Annotated in this window: 15 protein-coding genes and 2 pseudogenes; 12 read left to right on the top strand and 5 right to left on the bottom strand. The window is 41.7% G+C overall.

Annotated elements, in window-relative coordinates:
• Positions 1 to 454: 454 nt before the first annotated feature.
• The 12 genes and pseudogenes from NZ848_RS18580 (at position 455) to NZ848_RS21595 (ending at position 11877) form a co-directional block, all read left to right on the top strand.
• Positions 455 to 1786 carry a TlpA family protein disulfide reductase gene (locus tag NZ848_RS18580; protein WP_259016794.1) on the top strand — a complete coding sequence of 444 codons (1332 nt, stop codon included), beginning with the start codon at positions 455 to 457 and terminating at the stop codon, positions 1784 to 1786.
• An 11-nt stretch (positions 1787 to 1797) separates the two neighbouring features.
• Positions 1798 to 4986 carry a SusC/RagA family TonB-linked outer membrane protein gene (locus tag NZ848_RS18575; protein WP_259016793.1) on the top strand — a complete coding sequence of 1063 codons (3189 nt, stop codon included), beginning with the start codon at positions 1798 to 1800 and terminating at the stop codon, positions 4984 to 4986.
• Between the two features lie 12 nt (positions 4987 to 4998).
• A complete protein-coding gene (locus NZ848_RS18570; protein ID WP_259016791.1) occupies positions 4999 to 6366 on the top strand; it encodes a RagB/SusD family nutrient uptake outer membrane protein in 1368 nt (455 codons plus the stop codon).
• Positions 6367 to 6931: 565 nt separating this feature from the next.
• Positions 6932 to 7558 carry a hypothetical protein gene (locus NZ848_RS18565; RefSeq protein ID WP_259016789.1) on the top strand — a complete coding sequence of 209 codons (627 nt, stop codon included), beginning with the start codon at positions 6932 to 6934 and terminating at the stop codon, positions 7556 to 7558.
• 207 nt (positions 7559 to 7765) lie between these two features.
• Positions 7766 to 8050 carry a hypothetical protein gene (locus NZ848_RS18560; RefSeq protein ID WP_259016788.1) on the top strand — a complete coding sequence of 95 codons (285 nt, stop codon included), beginning with the start codon at positions 7766 to 7768 and terminating at the stop codon, positions 8048 to 8050.
• A gap of 201 nt (positions 8051 to 8251) precedes the next feature.
• A complete protein-coding gene (locus NZ848_RS18555) occupies positions 8252 to 8776 on the top strand; it encodes a hypothetical protein (protein ID WP_259016787.1) in 525 nt (174 codons plus the stop codon).
• Positions 8777 to 8899: 123 nt separating this feature from the next.
• A complete protein-coding gene (locus NZ848_RS18550; protein ID WP_259016785.1) occupies positions 8900 to 9034 on the top strand; it encodes a hypothetical protein in 135 nt (44 codons plus the stop codon).
• A gap of 272 nt (positions 9035 to 9306) precedes the next feature.
• Positions 9307 to 9963, top strand: a complete 657-nt coding sequence (locus NZ848_RS18545; RefSeq protein ID WP_259016783.1) for a hypothetical protein — start codon at positions 9307 to 9309, stop codon at positions 9961 to 9963.
• A 5-nt stretch (positions 9964 to 9968) separates the two neighbouring features.
• Positions 9969 to 10265 (top strand): hypothetical protein, encoded by a 297-nt coding sequence (locus tag NZ848_RS18540; protein ID WP_253528696.1) that lies wholly within the window; start codon positions 9969 to 9971, stop codon positions 10263 to 10265.
• 361 nt (positions 10266 to 10626) lie between these two features.
• Positions 10627 to 10761, top strand: a complete 135-nt coding sequence (locus tag NZ848_RS18535) for a hypothetical protein (protein WP_259016781.1) — start codon at positions 10627 to 10629, stop codon at positions 10759 to 10761.
• Positions 10762 to 10919: 158 nt separating this feature from the next.
• Positions 10920 to 11369: pseudogene (locus NZ848_RS21600) on the top strand (transposase).
• Between the two features lie 20 nt (positions 11370 to 11389).
• A pseudogene (locus NZ848_RS21595) lies at positions 11390 to 11877 on the top strand (transposase).
• A 175-nt stretch (positions 11878 to 12052) separates the two neighbouring features.
• Here the strand turns inward: NZ848_RS21595 and NZ848_RS18520 are convergent.
• The 5 genes from NZ848_RS18520 to NZ848_RS18500 form a co-directional block, all read right to left on the bottom strand.
• A complete protein-coding gene (locus NZ848_RS18520; RefSeq protein ID WP_259016779.1) occupies positions 12053 to 13063 on the bottom strand; it encodes a PDDEXK nuclease domain-containing protein in 1011 nt (336 codons plus the stop codon).
• Between the two features lie 157 nt (positions 13064 to 13220).
• Entirely contained in the window at positions 13221 to 13802 is a 582-nt protein-coding gene (locus tag NZ848_RS18515) for a hypothetical protein (RefSeq protein ID WP_253529681.1), read from the bottom strand.
• A gap of 14 nt (positions 13803 to 13816) precedes the next feature.
• Positions 13817 to 14830 (bottom strand): relaxase/mobilization nuclease domain-containing protein, encoded by a 1014-nt coding sequence (locus NZ848_RS18510; protein ID WP_259016778.1) that lies wholly within the window; start codon positions 14828 to 14830, stop codon positions 13817 to 13819.
• Positions 14827 to 15243, bottom strand: coding sequence for a plasmid mobilization protein (locus NZ848_RS18505; protein WP_259016777.1), 417 nt, complete (start codon positions 15241 to 15243; stop codon positions 14827 to 14829). The genes NZ848_RS18510 and NZ848_RS18505 overlap by 4 nt, the downstream gene beginning before the upstream one ends.
• A gap of 270 nt (positions 15244 to 15513) precedes the next feature.
• The gene (locus NZ848_RS18500; protein WP_253528731.1) at positions 15514 to 15792 is read right to left on the bottom strand and encodes a CHC2 zinc finger domain-containing protein; all 279 of its coding nucleotides are present in this window, start codon (positions 15790 to 15792) and stop codon (positions 15514 to 15516) included.
• Positions 15793 to 16124 lie beyond the last annotated feature (332 nt).

The raw sequence follows: 16124 nt of genomic DNA, 5'->3' as shown, positions 1-16124 counted from the left end.
ATAATGAAATTATTTATTATATTTGAATTACGTTTTCTCGTTATTAATGAGAAAATAGGTGTCGAACTAAAAGTCTCGTTAGCAAATTCCGACAATTTGATCTAGGACGAGAGAGGTAGTTTTGACGCCCAGAATGATATTTTGTCTATTTTTGTAGGCATTGTAGCATCTGGGCGGCTACCCTCAACTGCTCCTAGAAGGCGTCGGAACCTTGCTAAGCGGTGGGTAGTAACCCGGTGCTACATTGCTTTTTATAGCCCACCGAACGAGACTCGTAAAATAGATACGAGTTATGCAGCATTTTTCATTTTATCGCAACCTTTGCAGGGCTTTGTCTGGCCTCAAGGCCGGCGTATGCCCTAAGCAGCTCTTCAAGAACATCATCAAGTCTCCGGTGTAAGGGAGGGTAGTGCCAAGTCTCTTCTTTAACTCATTAATCTAAGCAATTAAAACTATGAACGTACAAAAATGCGTAGGGGCATTGCTATGCCTTTACTTTTGCCAATCTATACATTATCACCTACCCGCCCAGGCGCTCAAGGTGGGAGACGCTCTCCCACCGGCGCTCTGGCACCGGCCTTTACAGGTGATTAATCATCCCGAAGGTAAAGCAACCCTCACCCTGCAAGAGTATAAAGACCAACTCATCATCCTGGATTTCTGGGCTACCTGGTGCAGTCCGTGTATTGCCATGATGCCCCGCCTGGATAGCCTGCAAAAGCAATTTGATGGCCGTGTCCGGATCATCCCCGTTACCTATCAGTCCCGACAGGAAGTCACTTCCTTTATGGAGAAGTTAAGCAGACGGACCGGCAGACCTGTCAACCGGCCTGAAGTAGTAGAAGATGAGGTGCTGCAAAAAGCATTCCCCCGCGATGCCATCCCTTATTATGTATGGATAGGCCCCGATCAGCTTGTCAAAGCCATCACTACCAGCGAGCAGATGACGGCTAAGCATATTTCAGATTTCTTACAGAACCATACCACTCCCCAAACCAGAGAAAGGCCGCCGACAATACATTATGATGCACGCTACCCGCTTCTGGTAAAAGCGTCTGTCGACCAGCATCCGGTCACTCCGTATTACCAGTCAGTACTCGCCGCTTATATGCCGGGTTTGGGTGGCGGATACCAGCGCCAACCGGCAGGTAAGGGATTTACCCGCATCACCATGATGAACCAGACCATCCCCAAACTGGCTGCTCAGGCCTATGGAGAAGCACGCATCTGGTTCGGGAAAAATCGCATCCTGATAGAAACCCCCGATACACTGCAACTTATACCTCAGGGTGACCGGCAGGAATGGCTGCAAAAGAATGCCTTCTGTTATGAAATCATCGTTCCCACTGCTGATACCTCAAGAATTTTCCAATTTATGCAATCAGATTTAGGACGGTATTTTCCTCAATACCAGTTTTCCATTCAGGAACGAGACACCCGGTGCTACGCCTTGACCGTGACCGACCGAACCGCACTTCCTTTCAACCAATCAGGACAAGCCCCTCTTTTTGAAGCGCAGATGCTGGGTCTGAAAATGATTAATTGCCATCCGACCGTACTAGTCAACCGTTTGAATTTTCTCTACCAGCAAAACTCACCTTTCCCGCTGGTGGACGAAACCGGCATTACGAAGGGAATAGACCTGCCCATCGAGGCGGCTTTATCAGACCTGAACGCATTGAACAAGGCTTTAGAAAAATATGGTCTGGCCTTCAGGGAAAAAACTGTCCCGTTGAAACTACTGATTATCAATAGTGCCTCAGACCGATTATCTCCTCACCCCTAAATTCCTGACCCATGAACATAAAACCATACATTCTGTGGCTCCTGCTCTTCCTGTTTCATAGTAACCTGTGGGCACAAATCCAGGTAAGAGGGAAAATAGTATCTGCGGGCGAAAAGCAGCCCCTGGTGGGGGCTTCCATACAAATCCCTGGTAGCATTCGTGGTACGATTGCTGATGCAGAAGGCAATTTTTCCATCCAATCATCCGCCCCTGCGGAGAGTCTGGTGGTCAGCTTTATCGGATACAAGCGTCAGCTGGTGTCGCTGAAAACCTATACAGGCGAACTGCTTACTATTTATCTGGAACCTGAGTCTTCCCAGTTTGATGAAGTGGTGGTGGTTTCTACCGGTTACGAGCAGATACCCCGCGAGCGGGCAACCGGTTCCTTCGCCTTTCTTAATGCGGAGTTGATTAACCGGAGTCCCGGCACCAATATCCTCAACCGCCTGGAAGACCTGGCCAGCGGACTGACTTTTAACCGGGATGGTTCCACGCAGGGCAACAACATCAGTATCCGAAGTCTGGGTACGATTTATGCCAATGACCAGCCTTTGATTGTGATTGATAATTTCCCTTATGAAGGGGACATCCGTAACCTCAATCCTTCCGATGTAGCCTCTATTACTCTACTCAAGGATGCGGCTGCGGCTTCCATCTGGGGAGCCCGGGCAGGTAATGGGGTGATTGTCATCACTACTAAAAAAGGAAAGGCAGGCAAGCAGCAGATTACTGTGAAAAGTGATGTGGTTTGGGGAAGCAGACCCAACCTGTTTTACAAACCCCGGATGTCTACGGCGGAGTACATGGGTATGGAAAAGCTGCTTTTCGAACGGGGATACTACACGGCAGCAGAAACTTCTTTGGGGAATACACCTCTGACACCGGTTGTGGAGCTGCTCATTGCCCGACGAGACGGAACAATCAGCGCTGAGGCAGCGCAGGCTGAAATCAGCCGACTGGAATCGCTTGACCTTAGAAATGATTATAGCAGGTATCTCTACCGGAACAGCCTGTTACAGCAATATGCTATGAATCTCAGTGGCGGAACCACCGCTCACCGGTATTATTGGTCTGCGGGGTATGACCGCAACCTGTCTGCCTCTGTGGGCGACCAGTTCAACAGACTGACACTGAACGCAGCCAATCATTTCAGCTTTCTCCAGCAAAAGCTGGAACTAGGAACAGGTATCTATTTTACCCGGACGACGGATCAGCAGAACAGTTTGGGGACGCTTAATCTGGAGACCTTACGACCGCTGTATCCATACGCCCGGTTGGCCGACGAATCAGGGAATGCTTTGGCGATTGTAAAGGATTACCGGACTTCTTTCGTTCAGAATGCAGCCTTGCGGGGCTTGTACGACTGGACTTACCGGCCATTGGAGGAATTAAACCGCAATGACAACACCACTCTTGCCAACGATTTGCGTCTGAACCTGAATATGAAATACCTGCTTATCCGCGGCTTGCAGGCCGAAGTACAGTACCAGGCAGGTTTGGGAAATGCCTTGCAAAAGCAATATTACAGCCCTGAAAGCTATTTTACCCGTGATTTGATCAATAACTATACCCAGGTAGGTACTAACGGAACCTTGACTTACCCTATCCCTAAAGGTGGCATCCTGGATCAGTCGCAGGGATACACTGTCACGCATCATCTGAGAGGCCAGTTGTCCTATAAAAACATCAGCAATGACGCTGAACCTAATCCTAACAGAATTTCGCTGCTGGCCGGGGCGGAGGTGTATGACCGCAGCAGATGGAGTAGCCGGAACCGGTTTTATGGATACGATGACCGGCATGCCACTCTGCAACCAGTTGATTACATAGGTATATTCACTCAATACAGTTACCCGACTACCAGTAAGACGATTCCCTTCCGGGATGGGCGTACCGAGCAATCCGACCGCGGCATCTCGTATTACCTGAATGGGGCTTACACCTATCTGGGACGTTATACCTTCTCGGCAAGTGCCCGGCTGGATCAATCCAATCTGTTTGGGGTAAAAACCAATCAGCGGGGCGTACCGCTTTATTCTACAGGTCTCAGCTGGGATTTAGCTCAGGAGCGGTTTTATCATTGGCCAGCACTTCCTTATCTCCGGCTGCGGGCCACCTATGGCTATAACGGTAACATCGACAAAACAACCAGTGCGTATACGACCGCCTATTATTTTTCTTCTGCCGCACAAACCAGACTACCCTATGCACAGATTATTAATCCGCCCAATCCCCAACTCAGATGGGAACGGGTGGGCATCTTTAATGGGGGGTTAGACTGGGAAACACGAAACTCCCGCTGGAAAGGAAGCCTTGAATTCTATGCCAAAAAAAGTACGGATTTAATCGGAGACACACCTTATGCCCCCTCTTCCGGTATTACCAGTTTTAGAGGGAATATCGCCAATATGACCGGTAAGGGTATGGATCTGGAAGTTTCCCGCCAGCATACCACCCGGGGTGTCCGCTGGCAGTCGGTACTCTTATTGAGTTATGCGGCAGATAAAATTACTAATTATCAGGTGCAGTCCTCCACTATCAACTATCTGCAATCCATCCGCTTACCCATGAACAACCAGTCCTTGTATACCTTGTATGCTTTGGAATGGGGTGGATTGAATCCCTTGGATGGCTCTCCCACCGGCTTGCTTGAGGGAAAGTCCAGCACGGATTATACCCGGATCATCCAGACCACTCCGACGACCGGTTTACTTTCCTATGCGGCAAGACCCCGGCTGTTTGGAAGTATCCGCAATAACCTGGTCTACAAAAAACTAAGTCTGTCCTTTAACATTGCCTACCGGCTGGGCTATTTCTTCAGAAGGGAATCGGTGGTCTATTCCGATGTCCTGGCAGGCAATGGGGGACATGGCGATTTTTCCAAAAGGTGGATGCAGCCGGGTGACGAATTAAAAACCCAGGTGCCCTCGCTTCCCCTAACCGCATCGGCCAATCGCGATAATATGTACCGATATTCAACACAGCTCATAGAAAATGGTAATCATATCCGCTTGAGAGATGTTCGTTTGCAATATGATTTGTCTGCTAAGCACATAGCGCTGTTCAAATCTGCTCAGCTGTACTTTTATGCCAATAACCTTGGATTGCTCTACCGGGCTAACAAGCAGGGCATAGACCCGGATTACCCGGATATACCGCCTGCACCTTCTGTCAGTTTTGGATTCAATCTCCAGTTTTAAACTCCTCATGCAATGAAACCTCATCATTTATTCTGTCTGTTAACCCTTTGCCTTTTGACCGGATGTAATCCTGAATTTCTGGACAAAAAGCCGGACAAAGCATTGTTGATACCCCAAACCCTTGCGGACTTCCAGGCGCTGCTGGACAATAACAGCTACATGAACCTGGCTCCCTATTTACCTTTGATCAGCAGTGATGATCTTTACATCAGCGATCAGGGACTCCCCAGCCGCTCTCTTCTGGAAATCAACAGTTATGTATGGAAAAAGGATTTGTACGAAAACTCCAATGTCGGAGATTGGAATAACCAGTATCGCATTATCCTGTATGCGAACATTGTCCTGGAAGGACTTGAAAAAACAGAACCTTCTGAACAGAAAAAGCATCTGCAGGGTACGGCACTATTTTTCAGGGCATGGGCGCATTTGCAGCTGGCGCAACAATTTTCCCTACCCTATGATCCGGCCAAAGCCGGTCAGACACCGGGCATCCCTCTTCGATTGGAATCTGATGTCAATGCTTTAAGCAGCAGAGGCACCCTCTCAGGAACGTTTCAGCAAATCATGACTGACCTCAAAGAATCGCTTGAATTATTGCCTGACCTGGTGCCGGTTCTCACCCGACCCAGTAAAAATGCAGCCCGGGCATTGCTGGCCCGGGCCTGTCTATTGATGCAGGAATATGCCCTGGCCGAACACTTTGCCGCGGAAGCACTGAAACGAAATAATCTATTGCTGGATTATAATCAATTGACAGGTGACCTCAGTTCGGCTACCCGCCCTTTCCCTGCCTTGTTAACGGAAGGAAACCCTGAGGTGATTTTCTATGCGCCGCTGGCTTCATCAGGTTATCAAAGCGCGACTACAACGATGGTTGATTCAAGCCTTTTCAATGCCTACGACTCACGAGATCTGAGAAGAAATCTGTTCTATGTCAGGCGGGCAGACAGGGCGGTTAATTTTAAAGGATCGTATAGCGGCCGGTCTCCGGTGACCCATTTTGCCGGACTGGCCAACGATGAGCTCTATCTGATTCTGGCAGAATGTCAGGCGCGCCGGAATGCCTTGGAAGAAGCGGCACAAACCATCAACACCTTGCTGAGTAAACGATGGAGAACGGGAACCTTCCCGGGAGCGTCATTCACAGATGCCATAACAGCGCTTCGCTTCATCTTAGAGGAAAGAAGAAAAGAGTTGGCCTTTAGAGGATTGCGGTGGTCAGACCTGCGCAGATTGAATCTGGAACCGGGCTTGAGCAAAGATTTGTCCCGGAAAGTGAATGGAGAACTTATCCAACTACAAGCAAATGACCCCAGATATACTTTCCCTATTCCTGAACTGGAGGTAAGGCTGAATCAAATTGAACAGAATCCCAGGTAAAAAAACACCCCTGATGGTAGATCAATTCACCATCAGGGGTAGACTACAATAAGTTTATTGGATGTAAGAACATATTGATATCGAATAAAAGCAATTGACCTTAACATTCTTTAGTTAATCAGACTTTATAGACTTGAAGTTTGCATAATATCCGTCTATGTTAGAAGTCTCCAGATAATCAACCAATAAAAAACCAAAAAAATTGACAGATAAAGTCATCTTACCACTGAATTCCCCATTTTCGAAGTCAATACTAAATATTCCATTATTAAAAATTTTTCCAAGTATTAACACTTGCACAAGTATTAACACTTGAAATAGACAAACCTCACTAACAAATAACCCCTAAAAGGATTTCTTCTTTGGCAAAACTTGAAACCAAACGTGTAGCTGCATTTCAGATGGCCTATACCTTACTGTAAAAGATTTAGGGCAAGTTACCTACTCTGCGGCACAATTTTTTGGATGCTTGGATCCCACTCTTGGAGTTAACAAGTTTCTTATTGATGCAGACTGTCTTAAGATGGTGACTGATGGGTGGGAAACTATCAAACTAATCTATGGTATGGCCAAAGGTATTACTTTAGATGGGACATTCAAAAAACTTAAATCAACAGTCTTACAATTTGTTGAGGATTATGTTGGATATACTCCCATCAACAAGTATCATCATGGGCGGTTAGTATTCGATGTTGGTTCTATGTTTGTTGGAGTTGGCGAGGCATCAGCTATGCTGAAAGGCATGAGTCTTGTAAAAGCTGCTGTGTTTTTAGAAAGAGCAGCAGCATTAGCAGAGCGATTCAATGTTTTAAGTAAAATGCTGAGTAAAGTTGGAGTAACTGTCTCCAAATTGGGAAGCAAAGGCGTTGAATTTGTCATTAGAAGGGCAGACGGAAGTATTGCTAAAGTTATAGGAAAATATGTAGACAATGTACTTAAAGGTGTAAAGCAAAAGACAGCAGCTTATACCAAATATTTAGGTATTCATACAGGTGATATTGAATTTGCAGATGGTACTAAAAGGAAAGGCACTTATAAAATTTGGGGTAAATGTGGTAGTGTCAGTACTTTGCGTGTAAATACTGATGGAGCCAATGGATGTGGTAATCTTAGCGAAGCTGCGGCTGAAGCCGCTAAGGGGGGGCGAATGTTTACAAGTATAGTTATAAATATGATGAGAGGGTTAGGATGAGAGGGGTTGAAGACCCTGTTAGTCACAATTTTCCGTACTCATTTGATGATGCCATATTAGCTACTAAGCCAATTCTTAAAAATAATGGATATAGAATCTTCCAGCTACAGGGTAAAATGAATGGAAAGAATGGCGTTTTTGAAATTGGAGTAAATAAAGATGGTATAATTGATCACAGGTTTTTTAGACCAAAATAAACTGATAATAATGAAGTATTTAGTTATAGATGCTGCCTTAGGTGGTACAGGAATTAGAGATAAGTATCAAGGAGGATATATAGATCCCGATGACTTAGATTTAAGCATAATAATTAAACAAAGATTAAAAGAGTGGTTATTAAAATATGAGAATGAACACTATAATGGCTTTGCTGATGGCACACTTATAGAAGACCTTGACCAAGAAGGTAGAGAAATAGCCTTAATTATTAAAAATGAATTAAAGCAAGTAAAGATAGAATACTTTTCTGATGCACGAATGACAAATGATTAGCGAATTATGGCCGAAAGATGCAAATTGCTCTGAGTGTGATGCTGTAAATCAGGCATTGTATGACGGTGCAATATGGGATGATATACAAATCCATACCATTAAAATCGACTTTAAAGGTAATAAAATGATAAATTTTACAAGATGTAATGAGTGCAGAGATATTTTTAAAGATTTGCATGTCACTAGTGATAAATAAATTATATGAAAGCGATGGATTTTAAACGGATATCAATTCGGGGAAGAGTTGCATTTTCAATAGTATGTCTTGAAAACTCAATCAAACACTTTCAACTTTCAGAATTGGAATGGGATTTTTTATTGAAGCTATTATGGAATTATACTAGTATTAATATGGGGACTTGGCACTATCAGGTGGCAGAATGTATTCCAAGAGGGGTATTAAATGATACTGATGATTTGAGTGATTTAGATTTTTTGAGCGAAACCCAATTCTGGTCTTTAAATCAATTATATAAAAAGTGTAATAATGAATTATTGGAAATTATAGACCTTATTTTTTTCATAGGAATATCAGATCTTTATTCTTCTATTGAAAATTACTCTCCTCAGACTATTGAATATTTGCAAGAAATTTTACTTATTATGAATAAGCATAAAATTCCGTTACCACCTGTTAATATGTTTTATCAATTCTCCATAACTGAGTATAATGGTTGGGGAAGGGAGTTTACAAGAGAAGATGTTTTTAGAAATATTTCAAATTAGTGCTATAGTAAAGAAGCAATTTAGAATTGTAAAGCTTAAAGTGCCCCAACCAATAAATACTAAACACATACCCATTACCAATCATACCACCCATTATAATTTATAAAGAGAAAAACCTATAAAATGAAGCAATTCTACAAACCTTTACGTAAAATCTGGGCTTTGCTGTTGTTAGTATGCGGCTTTACGTTGGCGGCTCATGCCAGCGATGACGTGCCGGGTACTAATAAAAAGGAATATAAAGTAAAGATAGTTTAAAATAAAAATTGAGTACTTCTGCTGATATTGGCAATCAGAGAAGCAAGGATTTCAATAACCCATTTAGTTCATTGATTTATAGGTTAATTTCTCAATATCGTTGGCATAACCGATATGTTACCGGCCAACGGCTGGACGGCTATATTGAAAGACCAATGTTACCAGCTTGAATCAGGTACACTCCAATAAACAGATACTATAACGGGCGCACTGCTTTTGAGATAGCATCTATGTTTGTGGGTATGGGGGCTATAACGGGCGGCCTAAAAGCCATGAAAGCTGCTAAACTGGCCGAAGTAGTACAAACAGTAGCTAAAATATCTGACAAGCTTGATGTTACCTCAAAAATAATGAGCAAGGCAGGCGTTGCCTTTAAGAAAGGAGCTGGTAAAACAGGTAAGTTTGTAATTCGTAATGCAGCAGGGGGTATCGTTGGCGAGGAGATGGAGTATGTAAACGGAGTTTACAAAAAAGTTAAAAAGAAGACTTCTGCACATAACCAGTTTCTGGGTACAATAGAGGGTGATGTAGAATTTGCAGACGGTACCAAAGGAAAGGGAGCTTATGACCTTTGGGGAAAATGTGGAAGTGTTAGTAATTTGCGTGTTGATTCTGATACGCCTAAGAAACCTGATTTATGTAATAATCTTAGCGACGTTGGAGCAATAGCCGGTAAGGAGGAGAAAGAATTATTTAAATTTGGCGGAAGTGCGGGCAGGCATATGGGAGATCCGGGCAGAGCCGTACCAATTCAAATATTAGAGCAAGCAATCAAAGGATCCACTGGAGTGCCAGACCCTAAAGGCTCACGAGCTCTAATGTACAGTATTGAAATGCTAAAAAACGGAAAGACTTACAAATTAGATGTTCTTTACGATAAGGCAACAAATACTATTTGGCATTTTCAATATAAACTTGTAAAACCATAAGCAATATGTATAAAAAGAATGATAAGAGAAGACTGTATTGGCTTATTGACCAATTTTTATCAGGCAAAATAAATGAAATAACATTTTGTGATGATTTCCACGATACCTTTGTTAACGAAATGAATTATAAAGGTCTAACAGATATTGAATATAAGGCTTTTGTTGATTTAAGTGATGTATCACAACGGTATTCAGAATATGAAGAGGACTTTAAATTTTGGGCAGGATTTGTTACTGCAGAAGAGTTAAAGCAAAAAATAATAGAGACAAAAGAGGAATTATCAGAGGAAAGCCCGCATTAGTATATTTTGATATTATTTGAGAATATGTTTTAGAAGTTGAATCACTACTTTGCTGATAATATTTTCACAACTACTTTTCAAATTTACTGTAAATGGAATTAAGAAAATTTTTAATTGTGAATTCCTTTGGAGAACTATTGAATAAAATTCAATCAAAGTAATAGTGAAACTTTAGAGTTTCATTAACGAATAAGAGGAGTAATTATTAGTTAAATAAAATCAAACTTCTAATAATAGAATTGGGATACTGTTGAAGAGCATCTGTTTTAGAATATTAAGCACCTGATTAAGAAAACACTAAACACATACCCATTACCAAACACCACCCCCACTGTGATATTTAAAGAGAAAAACCTATAAAATGAAGCAATTCTACAAACCTATATGTAAAATCTGGGCTTTGCTGTTATTAGTATGCGGCTTTACGTTGGCGGCGCATGCCAGCGATGACGGGCCGGGTACCAAGAAAAAGGAATATAAAGTAAAGATAGTTTAAAATAAAAATTGAGTACTCTCGCTGATTCAGGCAATCAGAGAAGCCGGGGTTTCCATAACATGTAATAGACAAGACTTAATCTGACAGAAAGGTATTAAAATTAACTGTCAGATAACATATTAATATCGTTCCAGTTAAATTCTGAATTAGATGACTGAATTGACACCTCAGTCATTGGGAGTTTTGAGCCAATCATTTTACCTAAACGTCAGGTAATTATTACCGAAGAACTGGAAGATAAAGTCACTGCCTTGTACGGTCGTGGGGTGAGTACAAAAGATATTTCCACCCATATTAAGGAGCCTTATCAGATTGAAATTTTGGCTTCTCAGTTGTCTGCCATTACTGATAAGGACTAGGCATCCCCGTAATTCCGGCTATGAATGAGTGGAAAACCCGCTCTCTTCAATCAGTCTATGCTTTTGTTTATCTGGATTATATGCACCGCAGCGGCGGACCGCTACAAGGTACGAGAAAGTGGACGAGTTACTACACGAGCAGTTTATAACATTTTAAGAATTGACTTGACAGGTAAGAAAGATTTAATTGGCATGTATGTCTCTGAAACAGAGGGAGCCAAATTCTGGATATCAGTTATTACTGATTAAAGAATCGAAGTGTTGAGGATATTCTGATTGCCTGTGTCGATGGGCTAAACGGGTTCCCCGTTGCTATTGAACTGTTTTTCCTCAAACTTAGGTACAAACCATGTGTAGTTCATCAAATTCGTGCTTCTCTTCGGTATGTGGCTGAAAAAGACAAAAAAGAGTTTATTAATGACTTGAAACCTGTCTATCAATCCCTTACAAAAGATGAAGGCTTTGAGAATCTGATTGCTTTAGATAATAAATGGGCTAAAAAATATCCAGCACCTATTCAATCCTGGTACAACAATTGGGAGAATCTTTCAACTTTTTTTCAATACCTAATGCCATTAGAAAGGTCATTTATACCGCAGCGGCGGCCGCAACTAACACCATCGAGGGTTTCCACAGACAAGTTAGAAAAATTACGAAAACAAAAGGGGCTTTTACTTCTGACAATGCCTTTTTAAAATTAGTCTATTTAGTAGTACAAAATATTGCTGACAAGTGGACAATGCCGCTCCATAACTAGAGCTTGGCACTATCACAAGTTTATGTTTTTTTTGGGGATAGGTTGAAACTTCATTTAATGACCTGAAAAATCAAACCTGACACAGTTCAGTTTACACTCCCTTCTACGTTAACTACTAACTTGTCAATTTCTGTTACAAATTTATAATACTGGGGAGTGATTGCCTCTTGTGTAGTTAAACTCTGGTGTCATTTTCTCTTTTTTCAATCTCTTTTTTGATTTCTTCGATCAGTTGCTGTTCTGTTGGTAAGTACAATTTGTATTCGCTTGCAAATATCGTTTTATTGTCTTCTGGCAACGATATTTTAACCACTGCATTATTTTTCTCGGCACAAAGTAAGATACCTATGGTGGGGTTTTCAAACTCTCTCTTTTCATAACGGTCGTAATAATTGACGTACATCTGCAATTGCCCAATGTCCTGGTGTGTAAACTTGGTAGTCTTTATCTCAATGATTACAAAGCATTGTAGAAGCCGGTTGTAAAATACAAGATCTATAAAGAACTCATCCCCTTCAATGTGTAGCCGTTTTTGCCTGGCTACGAATGCAAATCCATTACCTAATTCCAGCAAAAAGTCGTGCAAGTGTGTAATAATCGCTTGTTCTAAGTCTTTTTCGTAGTAGGAGGCTTCGCGATGTAATCCTAAAAATTCAAGATACATGGGGTCTTTGATGATTTCCTTCGCATCTGAGGGTTGTTTTTCATTTCTTGCCACGGCTAGTACACTTTCCCTGTCATTGCTCATTAACAGACGCTCCCATAAACTACTATGAATTTGCCGCTCTAACTGTCGTACAGTCCAGTTGTTTTTAATAGTTTCTGCAATATAAAAAGCTATTTTATCTTGATTATCAAGCCTTATAAGTAATTTATATTGGCTCCAACTCAATTGCGAATACAGTGTATTCGCAATTGGAAATGTGCGATAAAACTGCCGAAAAAGCTCTATCTGACGTTTGGAAAAGCCGCTTCCGTACTCCGGTTCCAATTGTTCAGCTACAAATTTGGTCAGATAGTTGCCGTAATCTGCCCGGTCTTTCCCTTGCTGTTCTTCTTCAAAAATACGCTGTCCGATCAACCAATACATCATAGTACGTTCGTGATCCACTGAACGAATGGCTTTTTCTTGAGCATTAAGAATGATGGCCTTGATGTCTGTTATGACAGATTGACTTATAATCATGTGTCCTACGTTTAATTTTCCAAAATTACAAAAAGTTATAGGGTGTCCCTTTAATAAGAATATCAATATTCCGCTTGCTCGTGAATACTGTTTGTTTCATTCATTACTTCTAGTAGCTGAATAGTCAGCTTAAACCTGACTATTCAGCTATAAAATATCATTTGGAAATGATTTGATTATTTCCTTCAGCCAGTTCTTTTTCTGAATTGATATAGGCCTTCTCCATCAGCTTTTTCACTTCTTTGCCGTTATTGTTATATAGATAGTCCCAAGACTTTTTTATTCTATCATTTTCAATCATCTGCATTTTAATTTCTTTTTGATTGTCGCTGTAATGGATACCCCACTTATAAAGATTGGTCAGGAACAGCATAATAACCAGCCACAAAAACCAACGGCCGAAAATAACCTTGTAGAATAGTTTGGCATCCTGTTCAGGAAATAGCAGTATCTGAAATTTTCTGACAATACTTTTCGGCTGTGTGCCGATCATCAGTTTTACATCGGTTAATCCCTTATATATCATTTGCTGAATAGGTTCAGTATCGACTGTTACCGAAACGGCTTTGGGGTTGTCCAGTTCTCTCTTAAAATCATCAAGCTTGCTGCCAATGGTGTTGACAGCAGCAATCAGATCGTTCATGGTTTGGTTAGTGGTTTTCTGTTCCTGGGTAAATTCTTCCAGCACCAATCCCAATATTTCTTTTTCGATCGCTTCGTATTTATCTGCAGTATTCATAATCATGCATTTTACTAATTACTTATTTGTACTCTTCTCCTTCTACCTTTTTTCCTAGCTTCTTTGATAAGCTCAGGATTGATATAATCCACTCCTTCCTCTGGTTTCAGCAATTGATACAATATACTGGAAAGCTGCTTTTCAATCATTTCAAAAGATTCTTGTATCTTCCACTTATAATCTTGTGCTGGTGCCTTCGCGTAGGCGATGGATGATCTATTACCTCCCGGCTGTCTATGCTTCTTGGCTTTGTTCATTTCCAATTGTTGCCTAATTCCTAAAATCCTGTCGATTTTCTCCAGCGAAAAGCCAACCTCGCTACCTTTTATTTTTACCTTTTTATCATCTATAAAGGAAATGCCCCTGCCTTTGATAACCTTATAGCCCAATGCCTGCATCTGCTTTTCAAATGCGGAATAGTGAATTACTTTCTCTAAGGTCTGTCGGATGTCTGCCTTTAATCGTTCTTTGCGTTGGTCTTGGCGTGGTAATAGTCTGTCCTTCTGTGACAGGAAAGCCCGGGGGCTTAATACTGCTTGTAGGTTATATTGCTTCTCCAAACTCCGGCAGAGGCTGGCCATACGCTTATAACTGTTACTATCGCTGGCGACCTTACCATTCAATCCTACACGGTTAGCGGCAATATGAATATGCTGCTCTTTAGTGTCCTTGTGTAGTACACAGATATATTGGTTTTCTGCCACGCCAAATGCTACGGCGCAAGCTCTGCCCATCTCAATAAGCTGGTCTTTGGTCAGCGTTTCTCCGGGTGCCAGCCGCAGGGATAAATGCAATACCGGTTTCTCAACCCGCTTGCTTAGTTTCTGAACGTCTTTAAACTGTTGTGTCAGTTCATGTTTGTTGCCAAAGCACTTATTGTATTCCAATACCTCTGCACGTTCTCTGTGCTGCAAATGATCCTGCACGGAAAGCTCCTTTTTCTGCTGCTCGGACAGTTCCTTTTTATCTTCCAGACAATAGCTGATACAGTGATAAAAAGATGAGCCGATTGATACATGCCCTATCATTGTAAATAGCTTTTAATCTGTACTGCGATCTCTTTTAAATACCCTGACTGCACTTTTAATTCTGCACGCTCCAATGGGCTTAATTCATCTGATCCATTCCGCTTTTTAGCAATCTGGTTCAGGTTGGCACCCATGTGATTGAGCGCAGCAGTAAGGCTCAAAACTTCTTTTGGCAACGCTTTATTTCGTTTGTCAATTTTTCCGGTAAGCCCGATTTCCCGCAGGTATTCCGAAACGGAAAGATTAGCACTCTTGGCCTTGGCTTCAATTACTTTACGTTCGTATTGCGTGCATTTGATGGCCATAAGCTGGTCTCTTTTAACGGCTTTTTTAGGCCTGCCGCCCTTGTTTTTTGTAATTACATTCTGCTCCTCCATCATCTTTATCCTCTTTCTTTTTGAATGCAATAGCATGAAAAAAATCTTTCACCGAATGCGGTAGCATGAGGTGAGCCAGCGTTTTGGTTTTACCAAAACATAGCTGGCTACATCGCTCCAGACATAATATATCTCTTCAGACACAAAAATTTCATAAAGCCTTTCCATGTTTATAAGATTGACGTATCTCGGGTTGACTGCTTTTAAGCCAATCGTTCAAGTCCTGAAAGCCACTATAAAAATTACTGCAGTCGATAAATTTATCCCGTCTTCCATTTTCCCATTCCAGCACTTTTAGTGTCGCCTCTACCCCAGCCTTGTCACTATCCCAAAACAAGTCAATGTGTTCATGGTTGATAGTAGATAAATTTCAAGCAGTTCACTAATTGTACATCTGAAATAAGCCTTACCTAAATCAATCAGGTCACCTCCTTTTCCGGTTCCATGGTCATAGTAAACATTTAATTTCCTGTTAACTTTAAAGGAAGCTGTATGCTCTTCCCGAAGGGGTGAGCGATACCAATAATCGCTTCCATTGGTTACCTGCTGGGGCAGGTGTCCAATGGAAGCTAAGTAGTCTACCAAATCAATTTTTTTAGCTGTCGCACAGGTTAGCTTTCCCATTTAATTATTCTATATGAAGTTTAAGAGAAAAGCGGTGACAAGCTTAGGGTTTTAAACCGCTATGCTTGCCAACCGCTTTAAATCATCTATAAATAAGTTCGAAAATTGTACAGGTAGGACGACTTTACAGGACAATTCAAATTTATTTTTGATTTGTCCTTTTTTGTTTCGGATCAAACCTAAAAGTTGTGGGGCGATAAAATAATTGTGACCTTTGCATTTTACCAGAAGAACAGATGCAAGAAAGTTATAAGGATATTTTGAAGTTATTACTGCCTGCCATTATTATTGAA

The organism is Emticicia fluvialis, assembly GCF_024793945.1.
GTDB lineage: Bacteria > Bacteroidota > Bacteroidia > Cytophagales > Spirosomataceae > Emticicia > Emticicia fluvialis.
The sequence above is the reverse complement of the archived record's forward strand: the minus strand, read 5'-3'. Positions and strand labels throughout refer to the sequence as shown.

Excerpts from the sequence above, each read along its gene's own strand:
- NZ848_RS18520 (WP_259016779.1), bottom strand. The coding sequence starts at position 13,063 with ATGATTATAAGTCAATCTGTCATAACAGACATCAAGGCCATCATTCTT.
- NZ848_RS18575 (WP_259016793.1), top strand. The coding sequence starts at position 1,798 with ATGAACATAAAACCATACATTCTGTGGCTCCTGCTCTTCCTGTTTCAT.
- NZ848_RS18555 (WP_259016787.1), top strand. The coding sequence starts at position 8,252 with ATGAAAGCGATGGATTTTAAACGGATATCAATTCGGGGAAGAGTTGCA.
- NZ848_RS18570 (WP_259016791.1), top strand. The coding sequence starts at position 4,999 with ATGAAACCTCATCATTTATTCTGTCTGTTAACCCTTTGCCTTTTGACC.
- NZ848_RS18565 (WP_259016789.1), top strand. The coding sequence starts at position 6,932 with ATGGCCAAAGGTATTACTTTAGATGGGACATTCAAAAAACTTAAATCA.
- NZ848_RS18545 (WP_259016783.1), top strand. The coding sequence starts at position 9,307 with ATGAAAGCTGCTAAACTGGCCGAAGTAGTACAAACAGTAGCTAAAATA.
- NZ848_RS18550 (WP_259016785.1), top strand. The coding sequence starts at position 8,900 with ATGAAGCAATTCTACAAACCTTTACGTAAAATCTGGGCTTTGCTGTTG.
- NZ848_RS18580 (WP_259016794.1), top strand. The coding sequence starts at position 455 with ATGAACGTACAAAAATGCGTAGGGGCATTGCTATGCCTTTACTTTTGC.
- NZ848_RS18560 (WP_259016788.1), top strand. The coding sequence starts at position 7,766 with ATGAAGTATTTAGTTATAGATGCTGCCTTAGGTGGTACAGGAATTAGA.
- NZ848_RS18540 (WP_253528696.1), top strand. The coding sequence starts at position 9,969 with ATGTATAAAAAGAATGATAAGAGAAGACTGTATTGGCTTATTGACCAA.
- NZ848_RS18505 (WP_259016777.1), bottom strand. The coding sequence starts at position 15,243 with ATGCTATTGCATTCAAAAAGAAAGAGGATAAAGATGATGGAGGAGCAG.
- NZ848_RS18510 (WP_259016778.1), bottom strand. The coding sequence starts at position 14,830 with ATGATAGGGCATGTATCAATCGGCTCATCTTTTTATCACTGTATCAGC.
- NZ848_RS18515 (WP_253529681.1), bottom strand. The coding sequence starts at position 13,802 with ATGAATACTGCAGATAAATACGAAGCGATCGAAAAAGAAATATTGGGA.
- NZ848_RS18535 (WP_259016781.1), top strand. The coding sequence starts at position 10,627 with ATGAAGCAATTCTACAAACCTATATGTAAAATCTGGGCTTTGCTGTTA.